Source organism: Sphingomonas sp. (assembly GCF_036269755.1).
Classification (GTDB): Bacteria; Pseudomonadota; Alphaproteobacteria; order Sphingomonadales; family Sphingomonadaceae; genus Sphingomonas.
Genome location: NZ_DATBDV010000023.1, coordinates 199,030 through 215,252 on the forward strand (window position 1 = coordinate 199,030; position 16,223 = coordinate 215,252).

Here is a 16,223-nt window from a genome sequence, read left to right on the forward strand (position 1 = left end):
GCGGCGCGCCAGCGGCTTCCCATGGCCGAAATGCGCGGCTAGGCAGAGCCCCATGAGCGCGCCCGTTCTCGACACCAAACTCTCCGCCGACAGCGAAACCTTCCGCGCCAATGCCGCGCACAATCGTGCGCTGGGCGAGCGGCTGCGCGGCGACGTCGCGACGGCGGCGTTGGGGGGCAACCAGAAGAGCCGCGACCGCCACACCGCGCGCGGCAAACTGCTCCCGCGCGACCGCGTCGAGCGGCTGCTCGATGCCGGATCGCCGTTCCTCGAGATCGGCCAGCTCGCGGCGTGCGACCTGTATGACGGTGAGGTTCCCGGCGCCGGAATGATCGCCGGAATCGGCCGCGTGTCGGGCCGCCAGGCGATGATCGTCTGCAACGACGCCACGGTAAAGGGTGGAACCTATTACCCGATGACGGTCAAGAAGCATCTCCGCGCGCAGGAGATCGCCGAACAAAACCGGCTGCCGTGCATCTATCTGGTCGATTCGGGCGGCGCCAACCTGCCGCACCAGGCAGAGGTATTCCCCGATCGCGATCATTTCGGGCGGATCTTCTTCAACCAGGCCAACATGTCGGCCAAGGGCATTCCGCAGATCGCCTGCGTGATGGGCAGCTGCACCGCGGGCGGCGCGTACGTTCCCGCGATGAGCGACGAGAGCGTGATCGTGCGCAATCAGGGAACGATCTTCCTGGCAGGCCCTCCCCTCGTTCAGGCCGCAACCGGCGAAGTGATCAGCGCCGAGGATTTGGGCGGCGGCGATCTCCACGCGCGCAAGTCAGGTGTCGTCGATCACCTCGCCGAGAATGACGAGCACGCGCTGACGATCGTCCGCGACATCGTCTCGACGCTCCGGCCCGACCGCCCGCCCGACGTCGAACTGCGCGAGCCGCGCCCGCCCAAGTTCGCCGCCGACGAGCTGTACGGCATCATCCCGCAGGACGTCCGCGCGCCGTACGACGTGCATGAGATCATCGCGCGGCTAGTCGACGGCAGCGAGTTTGCCGAGTTCAAGGCACTGCACGGCAGCTCGCTCGTCTGCGGCTTCGCGCACATCTGGGGCATGCCGGTCGCGATCCTGGCGAACAACGGCGTGCTGTTCAGCGAAAGCGCGGTCAAGGGCGCGCATTTCATCGAACTCGCCTGCCAGCGCCGCATCCCGCTGCTGTTCCTCCAGAACATTTCGGGCTTCATGGTCGGCGGCAAGTACGAAGCCGAAGGAATCGCCAAACATGGCGCAAAGCTGGTGACCGCCGTCGCCACCGCGAGCGTGCCCAAGATCACCGTGCTGATCGGCGGCAGCTTCGGCGCGGGCAATTACGGCATGGCGGGCCGCGCTTACTCGCCGCGCTTCCTGTTCACTTGGCCCAACAGCCGGATCAGCGTGATGGGCGGCGAACAGGCCGCATCGGTGCTCTCTACCGTCCACCGCGACGCCGCGAACTGGACCCCCGAACAGGCCGAAGCTTTCAAACAACCGATCCGCGACGATTACGAAGCGCAAGGCTCGCCCTGGCACGCGACCGCGCGGCTGTGGGACGACGGGATTATCGACCCGGCGCAGACGCGGGATGTGCTGGGATTGTCATTGGCCGCAACGCTCAACGCCCCGATCCCGGAACGCGCGAGCTTCGGCGTGTTCCGGATGTGACCAAGCTCAATCACAACCGTCCGTCCTTGCGATACATGGACAACCTACGCCGAGAACTTCAGCGAGAAAATCGTCCTGTGCCAAGCTGGTTTAATCCAGACCGTATCGAAAAACTTAGTATCAAACTGCAGGAGCCCGAGACACTTCCTTCGTATGTTGTTGATTTCGGTAAACTGGATGCCAAGCAGCAAGAAATAGCAGAGTGCGCCTTTGACACTTTCGGTTGTTATATGGAAGCCAGCCTCCGGGTGATTTCCCTTGTGATGGGCGGCGAGGCTAAAGCGAGGAAGGCTGCCGAAAAATCGCAGGATGTCGCATTTGATGCATTCGTCGTGTCGGGGGCAGTTCTAGTCGGAACCGTTATCGAGGACATGGCCGCCGATCGTGAAGGCTTTTGGCCGTGGTTCGGACGATTTTACGATGGCTTGGACACGCAGTCGAAGCTGACTTGGGCAGATTTTGGAAACTTGCTCTTGGAAGAAAGCTTGCCACTTTATTTCGCCCAACAAGTAGCTGACTCTCCTCAACAGACGGCTCGCCTAAGAGGTTTGTTTTCAGCAGAAAATTGGCACTGACACGACCACTTGAAAGAATCGCCATGAATTCAATGCTCCTCCCCCTCCTCCTCGCCCTCGCCGCGCAGCAATCTACCGACAAGCTCCCGCCCGCCAACCCGCTCCCCCCGCCCGCGAGCGAGGAGGAGCAAGTCATGGCCCCGTTGCGCGCGTGGTTCGCCGGGATCGATGCGGCCGATGCCGCCGCGATCCGCGCGCAGCTTCGCATCACGGGTGGCGGCGGCGCGACCGTCGCGGCGACGCGCGCGAATGGCGAGAAAATCGTCCGCCACCTGACGTGGGAAGAGTATCTCGCCAACGTCAAATCCGGCGAGCACAAATATCACGAACAATTCACCGGCGCCCCCGCGATCGAGATCGACGGCGACATCGCGATGGTATGGGGCGACTTCACGCTGTCGGTCGACGGCAAGGTCGCGACGTGCGGAGTCGACCATTTCGACATGGTCCGCGAAAACGGCCAGTGGAAGGTGCAGAACGTGACCTGGTCGCAGCGCTCGACGGGATGCGTCGCCGCGCAATGATTTGCGCTGTCCTACAAACCCCGGGTTACGCTATATCCCCACGATGAAACGGCCGCCGCAACTTCGCTTTTTTCCTTGCCTCACATGCGCGAACTTCGAGAAGTTTGCGGCGTTGCGAGACGGCGGATGCTGAGCTCGCTGCTGATCGCCAATCGCGGCGAGATTGCCTGCCGCATCATCCGCACCGCGCGCGACATGGGCGTGCGGACGGTGGCGGTCTATTCGGATGCGGACGCGCAGGCGCTTCACGTGCGGCAAGCCGACGAAGCGGTGCATATCGGGCCTTCGCCGGCGCGCGAAAGCTATCTGGTCGGCGACAAGATCATCGCCGCCGCGAAGCAAACCGGCGCCGAGGCGATCCATCCCGGCTACGGCTTCCTCTCCGAAAATGCCGACTTCGCGCAGGCGGTGATCGACGCAGGCTTGATCTGGGTCGGCCCCAGGCCAGACAGCATCCGTGCGATGGGCCTCAAGGACGCCGCCAAGGCGCGGATGATCGCGGCTGGCGTGCCGGTGACGCCGGGCTATCTCGGCGCGGACCAGGCACCCGAGCGGTTGCAGGCGGAGGCCAACGCGATCGGCTATCCGGTGCTGATCAAGGCCGTCGCGGGCGGCGGCGGCAAGGGCATGCGGCGAGTCGATGCTGCGCAGCAATTCGCCGAGATGCTGCAGTCGTGCCAGCGCGAGGCGGCCTCGTCGTTCGGCGACGAGCGCGTGCTGATCGAGAAATACATCCTGTCGCCGCGCCATATCGAAGTGCAGGTGTTCGGGGACAGCCACGGCAACGTCGTCCATTTGTTCGAACGCGACTGCTCGCTGCAACGCCGCCACCAGAAAGTGATCGAGGAAGCCCCTGCCCCCGGCATGGACGCGGCAACGCGCGCGGCGATTTGCGCTGCGGCGGTGCGCGCAGCAAAAGCGGTCGATTATGTCGGCGCGGGAACGATCGAGTTCATCGCCGACGCGAGCGAAGGTCTAAGGGCCGACCGCATCTGGTTCATGGAAATGAACACGCGGCTGCAGGTCGAGCACCCGGTGACCGAGGAAATCACCGGGCAGGATCTGGTCGAGTGGCAGTTGCGCGTGGCGTCGGGCGAGCCGTTGCCATGCCGCCAGGACGAGCTCGAGATTCACGGCTGGGCGATGGAAGCGCGGCTTTATGCCGAGGATCCGGCGCGCGGGTTCCTCCCCTCGATCGGGCGGCTCGAGGCGTTCGACCTCGGCGAAGGCGCGCGGATCGACACGGGGGTGGAGCAAGGCGCCGACATCTCGCCGTTCTACGATCCGATGATCGCCAAGGTGATCGCGTGGGGCGAGAATCGCGAGGAGGCACGCGAAAAGCTCGCCGATGCGCTGACCGATGCGATCGTCTGGCCGGTGCGGTCGAACGCCGGCTTTCTCGTCGAGGCGCTCGAGCATGAAGCCTTCGCCTCGGGCGATGTCGACACTGGGCTGATCGCGCGCGAGGGTGACGCGCTGATGCCGCCGCCGCGCCCGTCGGACGAAGCGCTGGCCGATGCCGCCGCCGCGCTGGTCGGCAGCGACCCGATGGCGGGGTTCCGACTCAACGCCGCGCCGCGCACGGCCGAGACCTTCCTGCTCGACGGGGAGCCGGTGATGATCGAACGCGGCACGGGCGAGCCCGACGCGGAGCCGCTCGACGCTCTGCTGATCGCCGAGGACGGCCAGACGTGGCAGCTCAGCCGCTGGCGCGCGACCGGCGGCGCGGGTGGTGCCACCGGCGACGGCGCGATCCTGGCGCCGATGCCGGGGCGCGTAATCGCGGTCGACGTCGCGGCGGGCGACGCGGTGGCGAAGGGCCAGAAGCTGCTCACGCTCGAGGCGATGAAGATGGAGCATGGCCTGGTCGCGCCGTTCGACGGGACGGTCGCGGAACTCAACGCAGAGGCTGGCACGCAAGTCCAGGTCGACGCGCTGCTCGCGCGGATCGAGAAGACGGATGACTGAATCCGTCGCCCCGGCGGAGGCCGGGGCCGCTGCGATCACCGCGCCACATCAAGCGGTCCCGGCCTCCGCCGGGGCGACGCTGAGTTATCGCGACGCTACCGCGGCTGACTTGCCCGCGATCGTCCGCCTGCTGGCCGACGACCAGATCGGCGGCCGCGCAGATGATCCGAGCGAACCGCTCGACCCCGCCTACCGCGCGGCGTTCGACGCGATCGATCGCGACCCCAACCAGCGCCTGATCGTCGCCGAACTCGACCGCGCCGTCGTCGGCACGATGCAGCTCACCCTTCTTCCCGGTCTGCTCAATCGCGGCGCGTGGCGCGGGCAGATCGAGGGGGTGCGCGTGGCTGCCGACAAGCGCGGCCAAGGGCTCGGCGCGCAGATGATCGACTGGGCGCTCGCCTGGTTCGGCGCGCACGACTGCTTCATGGCGCAACTAACCTCGAACAACGACCGCACCCGCGCGCATGCCTTCTACGAAAAGCTCGGCTGGGCGAAGAGCCATGCCGGGTTCAAGCTCTATTTGACGGAGACCCAGTGATGCCGGGCAAGTTCTTCGACGAGTGGACCGTCGGTGAGACGATCGAGCACCCCTTGCACCGCACGGTGACCGAGACCGACAACCTGTTGTGGTCGACCATGACCCACAACCCGCAACCGCTCCACCTCGATGCCGAGGCCGCCAAGGCGAGCGAGTTCGGGCGCATCCTCGTCAACGGCACCTTCACGTTCAGCCTGATGGTCGGGATCACCGTCGCGGAGACGACGATGGGGACGCTCGTCGCGAACCTGGGCTACGACAAGCTCGTGATGCCCAAGCCGGTGTTCATCGGCGACACGCTCCACGCGACGAGCGAAGTGACCGAACTGCGCGAGAGCAAGTCGCGCCCGAACGCCGGGCTGGTGACGTGGCGACACCGCATGCTCAACCAGCGCGACGAACTGGTGTGCGAGTGTTCGCGGATGGCGATGTTGCGCCGCGGCCCGGCCTGACTGCGCCGCTAGCTGACCGTCACGGTGACGGGCGATGACGCGATCCCGTCGGCGATCACGACCAGGGTCGTCGCGCCGGTCTCGGTCCCAGCCGGTACGTCGAACTGCGTGGTCACCGATGCTGCTCCGGTCGCGACGCCCATCGTGTGGCCATGGGTGCGCGCGTACCAGACGTGCCCGGTCCCCTGGTTTGTCAGCCGGACCAGCGGATAATTGGTCGCGGCGGTCAGTTCGTCGCCGACCGCCGCCGCCTCGCTGAGCCCGTTGAGTTGCGTGCCGGTGAGCGCATAGGTCTGGCCTCGCGTGATATTGGTCGGCACGGACGCAATCGTTGGTGCCCAGGCGGCGAGCGGGCCGCCAAGCGGAACGTAGAGGCGCGCGCGCGCGGCCAGACCGGGGGTAAGCATCAGCACCTGCCCGCTGGGCAGCGGCAACAGGAACATTGCGCTGTTCTGGTTCGCGAACGGCCGGGCCAACGTCGTCCGGAAGTTCGTGCCGTCGAACTCGTACAGCGCGCCGCTCGCGCCCGCCACGAGCACATTGCCGCTGACGAGGAGCGCGGCCGATGAATCGTCGCCGTCGTCGATCGCCGGAAAGTCCGGGCCCGCGGTCCAGCTACCGGACACGCCCGGCGTGGCGCCGGGATGATAGACCGCGGTGTGTGCCGCCGCCGATCCCGCTATCGCCCCCACCACGAATACCGATCCGTCGGGACGCAGGATTTGCGGACCGATCTCACCGGGCGGGAAATAGGTGCCCGTCGGGCCGGGCCCGTAGGTGATGCCGCCGACCACCTGGACCGGCGCCGGCCCGTATCCCGCGCCCCCCGGCGTTCCCGTCGGCGATGTGAGTACGACGGGCGTCGCGCCGTCCGACACCCAGCTGCCGCTCGCCGTCAGATAGTGTTCCGCTCGCGGTGGCGCGCCGACGTCCACCGTCAAGATGTTGCCGCCGGGCAGCATTGTGAAGCCTTCCTCGGCAAAATCGTCATTCTTGTTGGTCGCCGGAAGCGAGGACCAGGTCAGGGCGGCGGGGTCCAGCGCCCACATCGTCCGGCCGAGCTTCAAGCCGAACACGAACCGCCCATCGGGGAGCACCGCCGACGGGACGTCGCCGATATAGGGAGCGCCCGGCGGCGGAGCGATCATCTGCCAGCTATCGGCCACCGGATCGTAGACCGCGGACATGTTGGTCAGCCCCGACGGCGCGAACGGAAAGGAGTAGTTGTCCTGGTTGTACTCGCCGCCGACGAACAGCACCCTTCCGTCGGCCAGTACCGCCTCCGCGCTGGCATACGGCGCGTATCCAGTGGGCGGCTTGGACAAATGGGTCCAAATGCCCTTGGCGTAATCGCCGTTCGCATCGGGAGTCAGCCGGTAGAAGTCGCCGGCACTCGTTCCTGGCGTGCCCTCTGGATTGGCTTGGGCCATCACCGATCCGTCGGTCAGCAGCATCGCGAAATAGACGTCGACCGGCGGCTGATTGATCAGCGTGATCGTGGTGGCGGTCGGGGTTGGAGTCGGTGCAGGCGCGGGCGTCGGCGCCGGCGCCGGCGTTCCGCCACTCAAGCCACCGCCTGATCCAGCGCCCGATTCGCCGCAGCCCGCCAGACCACTCCCCAGCAAGGCCAGCGCGACGACCGGCCCTGCCAAACGCACGCGGTGCATATCGACCCCCTTCGCGGAGCTGCCTATCGGGTCGACACCATTCTCCCGAACACGACCACAATCAAGCCGCGCCGGGCTTCACGATCAAACGGTAAAACTCTCCCCGCACCCGCATTCGCCCTTGGCGTTGGGGTTCTGGAACACGAAGCCCGCGGCGAAATCGTCCTCGACCCAGTCCATCGTCGATCCGACGAGGTACAGGATCGATCCGCCGTCGATGTAGAGCGTACCGCCCGCGGTCTCGATCTTCTCGTCGAACGGCTTGGCTTCGGTGACGTAGTCGACTGAATAGGCGAGCCCCGAACATCCGCGCTTCGGGGTCGACAGCTTGACGCCGATCGCACCCTCGGGCGCCTTGGCCATCAGCTCGGCGATGCGTGCCTCGGCGTTGGGCGTCAGGATCAGCGCGGCGGGGCGTGGTCGCAAGGTGGTGGCCATTACAACATTCCCAGTTCGAGCTTCGCCTCATCCGACATCTTCTGCGGGTCCCAGGGCGGATCCCACACCAGATTGACGTCGGCGATCGCGACCCCGGGCACGCTGCCGACACGCAATTCGACTTCCGCCGGCATCGACTCCGCCACCGGGCAATGCGGCGTGGTCAGCGTCATCGTCACCGCGGCATGGCCTTCGTCGGTCACCTCGACGCCGTAGATCAGCCCGAGGTCGTAGATATTGACCGGGATTTCGGGATCGTAGATTTCCTTGAGCGCAGCGATGATCGCTTCGTACAAATCGCCCCCCGGATCACCGCCCGCCAGCGGCTCGGGCTTTTGCGCGAGGAACCCCGCGAGATAGTCGCGCTTGCGCTCGAACGTCCCGGTCGCGCCGGCATCGTCGACGCGGGCCTTGGGCGGCGCCTCGACCGATGTCACTTCCTCGATCGCAATTCTACTCTCTTCGTTCATCCGAAGATCCTCGTCACTCTCTCGATTCCACTGGCCAACGCCTCGACATCGGCCAACGAATTGTACACGCCGAAGCTCGCGCGCGCGGTCGCCGGCACCCCCAGCGCATCCATCAGCGGCTGCGCGCAATGGTGCCCGGCACGGATCGCGACCTGGCTCTCGTCTAAGATGGTGGCGACATCGTGCGGATGCACCCCCTCGACCGCGAAACTGACGATCCCGGCGGAGTCTTCGGGGCCAAACAGCCGCACCGAGTTTATCTGGCCGAGCCGTTCGCGGGTGGCCTCGACCAATGCCGCCTCATGCGCGTGGATGCGATCGAGGCCGGTGCTTTCGACGTAATCGATCGCGGCGTGCAGCCCGAGCGCGCCGACGATGTGCGGCGTTCCCGCCTCGAACCGGCCCGGCGGCGGCGCGTAGGTCGTCTTAGCGAAGCTCACGCGGTCGATCATCGACCCCCCGCCCTGATATGGCGGCATCGCGTCGAGCAAATCGTAACGGCCCCACAGCACGCCGATCCCGGTCGGACCGTACAGCTTGTGTCCCGAAAAGACGTAAAAGTCGCAGTCCAACGCGCGAACATCGACCGGCATCCGCGGCACCGCCTGGCACCCGTCGAGCAGGATCTTGGCGCCGACCAAATGCGCGATGTCGGCGGCGCGGCGAGCATCGAGCACCGAGCCGAGCACGTTCGAGACCTGCGCGAGCGCGACCATTTTATGCTGCGGCGTGATCATCGCCGCCATCGCGTCGAGGTCGATCCGGCCGTCATCGGTCAGCGCTACGATGTCGATTGCGGCGCCGATCCGTTCGGCGACCATCTGCCACGGGACGATGTTCGAATGATGCTCGAGCGTGGAGAGCAGGATTCGGTCGCCCGCCTTCAGCTGCTCGCCTGCCCAGCATCGCGCGACCAAGTTGATCGCCTCGGTCGCGCCGCGAACGAAAACGATCTCGCGCCCCTCGGCGCCGATGAACCGCGCCACCCGCTTGCGCGCCGCCTCGTAGGCGAGCGTCATGTCGGCCGACCGCTGGTACACGCCGCGGTGCACCGTCGCGTAGGTCTCGCCATAGGCGCGGGCGATCGCGTCGATCACCGCCTGCGGCTTCTGCGAGGTCGCGGCGGTGTCGAGATAATGCCAGCCGGGATGGATTGCCGGGAAATCCGCGAGCACGTCGAGCGGGCGTGTGTCGGCCATCACATTCATGCGCCGTCACCCTGAACTTGTTTCAGGGCCCACTCCTCCGCGACCAACGATAGCGGTCGTTCCGCGATGGATGCTGAAACAAGTTCAGCATGATTAATTAGGGGAAGGGAACGCCTCACAATATTCGCTCCAACGCGGCTATCGCCGCCGCTTCGACGCGGTCTCGCTCATCCTCGTCGGCAATCCGGTCGAACACTGACCCCACAAACGCGCGCAGCAGCAGCTTCTTCGCCTCGGCCGGGGCGATGCCGCGGCTTTCGAGGTAGAACAGCGCCATCGCGTCCAACTCGCCGACGGTTGCCCCATGCGCGCACTTGACGTCGTCGGCGAAGATTTCGAGTTCGGGCTTGGCATTGGCGGTGGCGGTGCGAGTCAGCAGCATCGCCTTGACCGACTGGCTGGCGTCGGTCTTCTGCGCGTCGCGCGCGACCGCGACCTTGCCGAGATACGACCCCGTCGCCTTGCCGCCGAGCACCGACCGCACGATTTGGTTCGAGATTGCGTCTGGTTCGACATGGTTGACCGTCGTCACGAGCTCGAGCGTCTGCTCCCCCCCGCCGATGATCGCACCGCCCAGTTCGAAATGCGCACCTTCGTGACACGTCACGTCGATCGCGACGCGGCCGAGCTTGCCGCCGATGTTGAGAATGTTGACGCTCGCCCGCGCACCCTTTTCGAGCACCAGCGACAGATCGCGCACCGCGACCGCGCCATCGGCCGCGTCCTGGACGATCACTCGGGTGAAGTCCTCACCGGCCGCCACGCGCACATGCTCGGCCGCGGGCAGCGGCCACGCGCTCGCCAGCGCGTCGAGGTCGCTATACCGCCACGCCTCGTCGCGCCGGGTCGGGATAGCGAGCAGCGTCACTGCGGGTGCGCCCGTAGCCAGTCGCGCCGATAGGCTCTTAGCAGACCCGGTTTGCCGCGCTCGATACAACGGACGAGCTTCTTGAGATCGCGCTCGCCCTTCTCAGCGCAGTTCGCTGCCATGATGCAGGACTGGACCGACAACGTTGCACTGTTGACCCTCGGGGTGGAATTGCATGACACACGGCCGTTGGCGCTTATTGCCACGTCGAATTGCGCCGCAGTGTAACTCTCCGACAACGCGTTAAGTTCGGCCCGCGTCTTGGGCTCATATGGCGACTCCTGCGGCGCCAGCAAAGTGAGCAACAACCAGATCACGCCGCCACCGCCCCATAGCCTTCGCGCTCGAGCTGCAACGCCAGCTCGGGCCCGCCCGATCGCGTGATCCGGCCGCCTTCGAGCACGTGGACGAAATCGGGGCGAACATAATCGAGCAGCCGCTGGTAGTGCGTGATCAGCACCACCGCCTTGTCGGGCGCGCGCATGATGCGGTTGATGCCGTCGCCGACCACGCGCAGCGCATCGATGTCGAGGCCTGAGTCGGTCTCGTCGAGGATCGCGAGGCGCGGCGCGATGATCCCCATCTGCACCATCTCGTTGCGCTTCTTCTCGCCGCCCGAAAAGCCGACATTGACCGGACGCTTGAGCATCTCGGCATCCATCGACAGCGAAGCCGCCTGCGCGCGCGCCAGCTTGAGGAAATCGCCGCCCGACAGCGGCTCCTCACCGCGTGCCCGGCGCTGCGCATTGAGCGCCTCGCGCAGGAACTGGACGTTGGAGACGCCGGGGATTTCGACCGGATACTGGAAGCCGAGGAACAGCCCCGCCGCGGCGCGCTCGTGCGGGTCGAGCGCGAGAAGGTCGACCCATCCGTCCTCCTCCGTGCTCCGGCGAAGGCCGGAGCCCTGGACTTCATCGCCAACCCTCCGGCCTTCGCCGGAGCCCGCCGTATCGCGGAGGAAGCGCACGCTCCCTTGCGTCACTTCATATCCCGGCCGGCCGCCGAGCACATAGCCGAGCGTCGACTTGCCCGCGCCGTTCGGCCCCATAATCGCATGGACCTCGCCCGCATTCACGGTGAGCGAGAGGCCCTTGAGGATCAGCTTGCCGTCGATTTCGGCGTGAAGGTTTTCAATCTTGAGCATCATTTTTCCTCGGTCGCGGCTTTTGCGTCTTCCGCCGCAATCGCGTCGACCATTCCATCGAACGCATGATCGACCGCGCTGAACACCCGATCGACTTCCGCGAAACGTCCGCTCTCCGCAATGGAGGCATCGCGAGCGATCAGTTTGAGTACACGGTCACGTGCCGCGGCACGTGTTGCGGCGCATTCTCCAACGGACTGATCGATGATCTTGCGTATCCCCTCAGCGTGTAGCCGCCCCGCCTTCTGGCTGTTCCGCATCAACGTCGGCTGGAGGCAATCGAGATACTTCCGGATGGCAGTATTGATGGACGGGGGCGCAGTGAAGCTCGAACTGCCCTCCAGCGTCTGATCGCCGCTCGCTTGCGTAGCGAGCAATCCAAGAATCAAGAAAACGTTCACCCCACGCTCCCCTCAAGCGAAATCCCCAGCAGCTTCTGCGCTTCCACCGCGAATTCCATCGGCAATTGCTGGAGCACCTCGCGCGCGAAGCCGTTGACGATCAGCGCCACCGCGGCCTCCTGATCGAGCCCGCGCTGCATCGCGTAGAACATCTGGTCGTCGCTGATCTTCGACGTCGTCGCCTCATGCTCGATCTGCGCCGACGGGTTGCGCACTTCGATATACGGCACGGTGTGCGCGCCACACTCGCTGCCGAGCAGCAGGCTGTCGCATTGGGTGAAGTTGCGCACACCCTCCGCGCCCGGTGCGACGCGGACCAGCCCTCGATACGTGTTGTCCGAGCGCCCCGCGCTGATCCCCTTTGACACGATCGTCGAGCGCGAGCCCTTGCCGTTATGGATCATCTTGGTGCCGGTATCGGCCTGCTGGCGATTATTGGTCACCGCGACCGAATAGAATTCGCCGACGCTGTTCTCGCCGTTGAGCACGCACGACGGATATTTCCAGGTGATCGCGCTACCGGTCTCGACCTGAGTCCACGACACCTTGCTGTTCCGCCCCTGACACAGCGCGCGCTTGGTGACGAAATTGTAGATGCCGCCCTTGCCGTTTTCGTCGCCGGGATACCAGTTCTGCACGGTCGAATATTTGATCTCGGCATCGTCCAACGCGACCAGTTCGACCACCGCGGCGTGGAGCTGGTTTTCGTCGCGCATCGGCGCGGTGCAGCCTTCGAGGTACGACACGTACGCGCCCTTGTCGGCGACGATCAAAGTGCGTTCGAACTGGCCGGTATTCTCGGCATTGATGCGGAAATAGGTGCTGAGCTCCATCGGGCAGCGAACGCCCTCGGGAATGTAGACGAACGTGCCGTCAGAGAAGACCGCGCAATTGAGCGCCGCGAAGTAATTGTCGTGCTGCGGCACCACCTTGCCGAGCCATTTGCGGACGAGGTCGGGATATTCCTTGATCGCCTCCGAGATCGATCGGAAAATGACGCCCGCGGCTTCGAGCTCTTTGCGGAACGTCGTCGCCACTGAGACGCTGTCAAACACCGCATCGACCGCGACCTTGCGCGCGCCCTCGACCCCGGCGAGCACCTTCTGCTCCTCGATCGGGATGCCGAGCTTTTCGTAGACTCGCAGGATTTCGGGATCGAGTTCGTCGAGGCTGCCGAGCTTCGGCTTCGCCTTGGGCTCGGCGTAGTAATAAGCGTCCTGATAATCGATCGGGTCGACGTTGAGCTTGGCCCAATCGGGCATCTCCATCGTCAGCCACAGACGGTAGGCCTTGAGCCGCCAGTCGAGCATCCATTCGGGCTCGTCCTTCTTGGCCGAGATGAAGCGGACGGTGTCCTCGCTCAGCCCCTTGGGCGCGAACTCCTGTTCGATGTCCGAGGAGAAACCCCATTCATAGGTCTTGTTCGCGGCGGCATGCGCCTCGGCGTTCTTCGTCGCCATCATGCGTGTCCCGCGGTGCTCCGGCGAAGGCCGGAGCGTTGGAGGGAAAGAATATCGCTACTTGGTCCAACGCTCCGGCCTTCGCCGGAGCACGGTGCGGCCGAGAGCGAAGCCAGCGAAACCCCCGCCAGCGCGCCGCGCACCGCGCCGTTCACCGCGTTCCAATGCGGCTTCACCTTGCAGCTTTGCTCGACGCAGCAATCGTGCGCGCCGTGGTCGACGCACGCGGTCATCGCGATCGGCCCCTCGATCGCCTCGACGATATCGGCGAGGCTGATCGTCGCTGGCGGGCGCGACAGGCGAAACCCGCCGCCCGTGCCGCGCTGGCTTTCGATCAGGCCCGCGGCCGACAGCTTGCTGACGAGCTTCTGCACCGTCGGCAGCGGCAGACCGGTCTCGTCGGCCAAGCTCGTGGCGTTGAGTCGCCCAATCCCGCCGCAGTGCCGCGCGGCGGCGGACATCATCACCACGGCATAATCGGCCAGGCTGGAAAGGCGCATTGTTGCGAATGACTCTCAAATCGGATCAATTCGATCCGATTGCCATGTGGGGAATGCCAGCCGGTTGGTCAACCGCAAATCCTTCTCCCCTTGTGGGAGAAGGAAGGGGCCCGCTAACGTAGCGAGTGGGAAGGATGTGGGGGGACGCATCGCCACTCCCCCTCACCCTTCCGCCGCTTCGCGGCTCCCTCACTCTCCCACAAGGAGAGAGGGAACTAGGTCTCGGAAATCAGCGACTTGACCTGCCCACCCAGCGCGGTCCGTTGCGCAACCGTGATCGCGGCGAGCGCGGTCGGCTGGTCGCGGATCTGCTTGGGGGTCAGCCCGGTGAATTGCTTGACCTCGCGGATCAAATGCGACTGGTCGTAGAAACCCCAGCCGACGGCGTCGTCGAAGCTCAAGTCGCGCCCGCGCATCGCCACCGCGGCACGCAACGCGCGGAACTTGCGCGCGAGCAACTTGGGAGGGGCGCCATATATCGCGTTGCACTTGCGCTCGACTTGGCGGCGCGACAGCCCGGTCGCGACGATCAGATTGCCGAGTTCGGGCGAGCGATCGTCCTCCAGCCAGGCATCGACCTGGCGCGCGAAGCGGACCATCTCACCGCTGCTCGTCTTGACCAACTGCTGGATGAGCGCGGTGCCGACCGCCACCATCGCGTCGAAATCGGGCGCCGCCTGCAACGTCGCACGCGCCTCCAGCATCCGCGGTCCGAGCAAAGCCGTCGCATCGACCATGCGGTTGAGCGCATTGCAGGCGTCGCCGCCGATCATCGCCGCCCAGCCCGCTGCGGTGACGCCCCAGCCGAACAGCCGCACCGGGCCTTGCGCGCGCACCTTGAACGCCGCGCTGGTCGGGCCGATCACATGGACCGGGGTCGCTTGTTGCAAATTGCCGTCGGCGAAATGGTATTGGGCGGCGCCATCGTCGAGGCGGAACCGCATCTGGGCATGATCGGCGCGTTCCATGTCTTCGAACACCGCAAGATCGGTGCGAAAAAAATAGAATAACGTCGCGAAGTCAGCGACGTCGGGTCCGGGGACCCGATAGTCGAGCTCGATATCTCCCACGAAAGACGCGCCCCTGTTATGCTTTCGTTGGTGTCGCTTTTATACGATTTCGGCCGACTCGGCCATAGCCTCGAAATGAAAAGCGGCCCGGTCTCCACGAGGGAAACCGGGCCGTCGAGGGAAAGAACCCCTCCCAGGGCCCTTCGGGTCGCATGCTTTGTCTACCCGGGGCTGGCCGAGTCGTATTGGACGGATTCGCCGCCGCTTTGCGAAATGCGCGCGGGCTGCCATGGCGCGGCGATGAGTTTTGCGTTGCGCCCGCTTCTGTTCGCGATCGACGCCGAGCGCGCGCATGGGCTGTCGATCGAGATGCTGGCGGGATGGGGGGCAATCGGGACACCGTTCGCGGCGGCGTCGACAGCGTTGCCGGTGACGGTCGCCGGACTGACCTTCCCCAACCCGGTCGGCCTTGCCGCGGGCGCCGACAAGGACGGGCGTGGGATCGCGGGATTTTTCGGCTTGGGGTTCGGCAGCGTCGAGATCGGAACGCTGACCCCGCTGCCGCAGCCCGGCAATCCAGAGCCCCGCCTGTTCCGCCTGCGCGCCGATCGCGGCGTGATCAACCGGATGGGGTTCAACAATGGCGGGCTTGCCGCCGCCCTGGCGCGCGCGAAGGCGGCGAAGCGGCGCGGGATTCTCGGAATCAACGTCGGCGCGAACAAGCACGCGGTCGACCGGATTGCCGATTACGAAGCCGGCGTTGCCGCCGCCGCGCCGATTGCCGATTACGTGACGATCAACATCAGTTCGCCCAACACGCCGGGGCTGCGCGACCTGCAGCACGGCCGCGCGCTGGTCGGACTGCTCGCCCGCGCCACCGCCGCGCGCGGGGCAACGCCCCTCTTTCTCAAGGTCGCGCCCGACCAGGAGCCGACGCAAATCGACGAAATCGCCAAAGCCGCGATCGACGCGGGGATCGACGCGCTGATCGTCGGCAACACCACGGTCGGCCGGCCTCCCCTCGCTTCGCCCGACGCAAGCGAGGCTGGCGGGTTGTCAGGCGCGCCGCTCGCCCCGCTCGCCGCGCAACGCTTGCGCGATTTCCGTTCGGCGACCGGCGGCAAGGTTTCCCTGATCGCTGCGGGCGGGATCGACAGCGGCGCCGAGGCCTACGCCCGCATTCGCGCCGGCGCGAGCCTCGTCCAACTCTATACCGGTCTGGTCTATGGCGGCCCCGGCCTTCCAAGCCGTATCGTTCACGACCTCGCCGCGCTTCTCGCGCGCGACGGCTTCGCCAACGTCGAGGATGCGATCGGCCGTGACTGACGTCGCGTCTTGCCACG

General features: G+C 65.8%; 18 protein-coding genes. 7 read left to right on the forward strand and 11 right to left on the reverse strand.

Annotated elements, in window-relative coordinates; all coding sequences use genetic code 11:
• The first annotated feature begins 52 nt into the window (after positions 1–52).
• From VH326_RS15670 to VH326_RS15695, 6 genes are all read left to right on the forward strand, one after another.
• On the forward strand, positions 53–1,654 hold the full coding sequence (locus tag VH326_RS15670) for a carboxyl transferase domain-containing protein (protein ID WP_329632779.1): 1,602 nt from the start codon (positions 53–55) through the stop codon (positions 1,652–1,654).
• Positions 1,651–2,229 (forward strand): hypothetical protein, encoded by a 579-nt coding sequence (locus VH326_RS15675; RefSeq protein ID WP_329632780.1) that lies wholly within the window; start codon positions 1,651–1,653, stop codon positions 2,227–2,229. Before VH326_RS15670 ends, VH326_RS15675 begins: the two co-directional genes overlap by 4 nt.
• Positions 2,230–2,261: 32 nt before the next feature.
• Entirely contained in the window at positions 2,262–2,753 is a 492-nt protein-coding gene (locus tag VH326_RS15680) for a nuclear transport factor 2 family protein (protein ID WP_329632781.1), read from the forward strand.
• Between the two features lie 126 nt (positions 2,754–2,879).
• Positions 2,880–4,721: an acetyl/propionyl/methylcrotonyl-CoA carboxylase subunit alpha gene (locus VH326_RS15685; protein ID WP_329632782.1), complete on the forward strand. Its 1,842-nt coding sequence runs from the start codon at positions 2,880–2,882 to the stop codon at positions 4,719–4,721.
• On the forward strand, positions 4,714–5,262 hold the full coding sequence (locus VH326_RS15690) for a GNAT family N-acetyltransferase (protein WP_329632783.1): 549 nt from the start codon (positions 4,714–4,716) through the stop codon (positions 5,260–5,262). Before VH326_RS15685 ends, VH326_RS15690 begins: the two co-directional genes overlap by 8 nt.
• The gene (locus VH326_RS15695; protein WP_329632784.1) at positions 5,262–5,714 is read left to right on the forward strand and encodes a MaoC family dehydratase; all 453 of its coding nucleotides are present in this window, start codon (positions 5,262–5,264) and stop codon (positions 5,712–5,714) included. The genes VH326_RS15690 and VH326_RS15695 overlap by 1 nt, the downstream gene beginning before the upstream one ends.
• An 8-nt stretch (positions 5,715–5,722) precedes the next feature.
• Here VH326_RS15695 and VH326_RS15700 read toward each other — a convergent pair whose 3' ends face one another.
• The 11 genes from VH326_RS15700 to VH326_RS15750 form a co-directional block, all read right to left on the reverse strand.
• Positions 5,723–7,381: a hypothetical protein gene (locus VH326_RS15700; protein ID WP_329632785.1), complete on the reverse strand. Its 1,659-nt coding sequence runs from the start codon at positions 7,379–7,381 to the stop codon at positions 5,723–5,725.
• An 84-nt stretch (positions 7,382–7,465) separates the two neighbouring features.
• Positions 7,466–7,819: an iron-sulfur cluster assembly accessory protein gene (locus VH326_RS15705; protein ID WP_329632786.1), complete on the reverse strand. Its 354-nt coding sequence runs from the start codon at positions 7,817–7,819 to the stop codon at positions 7,466–7,468.
• Positions 7,819–8,289, reverse strand: coding sequence for an SUF system Fe-S cluster assembly protein (locus VH326_RS15710; protein ID WP_329632787.1), 471 nt, complete (start codon positions 8,287–8,289; stop codon positions 7,819–7,821). The genes VH326_RS15705 and VH326_RS15710 overlap by 1 nt, the downstream gene beginning before the upstream one ends.
• Positions 8,286–9,497, reverse strand: coding sequence for a cysteine desulfurase (locus tag VH326_RS15715; protein ID WP_329632788.1), 1,212 nt, complete (start codon positions 9,495–9,497; stop codon positions 8,286–8,288). The genes VH326_RS15710 and VH326_RS15715 overlap by 4 nt, the downstream gene beginning before the upstream one ends.
• A 115-nt stretch (positions 9,498–9,612) precedes the next feature.
• A complete protein-coding gene (locus tag VH326_RS15720; RefSeq protein WP_329632789.1) occupies positions 9,613–10,365 on the reverse strand; it encodes a SufD family Fe-S cluster assembly protein in 753 nt (250 codons plus the stop codon).
• Positions 10,362–10,682: a hypothetical protein gene (locus VH326_RS15725; RefSeq protein ID WP_329632790.1), complete on the reverse strand. Its 321-nt coding sequence runs from the start codon at positions 10,680–10,682 to the stop codon at positions 10,362–10,364. The genes VH326_RS15720 and VH326_RS15725 overlap by 4 nt, the downstream gene beginning before the upstream one ends.
• The gene (sufC, locus tag VH326_RS15730; protein WP_329632791.1) at positions 10,679–11,509 is read right to left on the reverse strand and encodes a Fe-S cluster assembly ATPase SufC; all 831 of its coding nucleotides are present in this window, start codon (positions 11,507–11,509) and stop codon (positions 10,679–10,681) included. The genes VH326_RS15725 and sufC overlap by 4 nt, the downstream gene beginning before the upstream one ends.
• Positions 11,509–11,910 (reverse strand): hypothetical protein, encoded by a 402-nt coding sequence (locus VH326_RS15735; protein WP_329632792.1) that lies wholly within the window; start codon positions 11,908–11,910, stop codon positions 11,509–11,511. Before VH326_RS15735 ends, sufC begins: the two co-directional genes overlap by 1 nt.
• Complete coding sequence (gene sufB / locus VH326_RS15740) at positions 11,907–13,370, reverse strand: Fe-S cluster assembly protein SufB (RefSeq protein ID WP_329632793.1); 1,464 nt, start codon at positions 13,368–13,370, stop codon at positions 11,907–11,909. Before sufB ends, VH326_RS15735 begins: the two co-directional genes overlap by 4 nt.
• On the reverse strand, positions 13,370–13,870 hold the full coding sequence (locus tag VH326_RS15745) for an SUF system Fe-S cluster assembly regulator (RefSeq protein ID WP_329632794.1): 501 nt from the start codon (positions 13,868–13,870) through the stop codon (positions 13,370–13,372). Before VH326_RS15745 ends, sufB begins: the two co-directional genes overlap by 1 nt.
• Before the next feature lie 215 nt (positions 13,871–14,085).
• Entirely contained in the window at positions 14,086–14,940 is an 855-nt protein-coding gene (locus tag VH326_RS15750; protein ID WP_329632795.1) for an AraC family transcriptional regulator, read from the reverse strand.
• Between the two features lie 240 nt (positions 14,941–15,180).
• Between VH326_RS15750 and VH326_RS15755 the strand changes: the two genes are divergently transcribed.
• Positions 15,181–16,206: a quinone-dependent dihydroorotate dehydrogenase gene (locus VH326_RS15755; RefSeq protein ID WP_329632796.1), complete on the forward strand. Its 1,026-nt coding sequence runs from the start codon at positions 15,181–15,183 to the stop codon at positions 16,204–16,206.
• Positions 16,207–16,223: the final 17 nt, after the last annotated feature.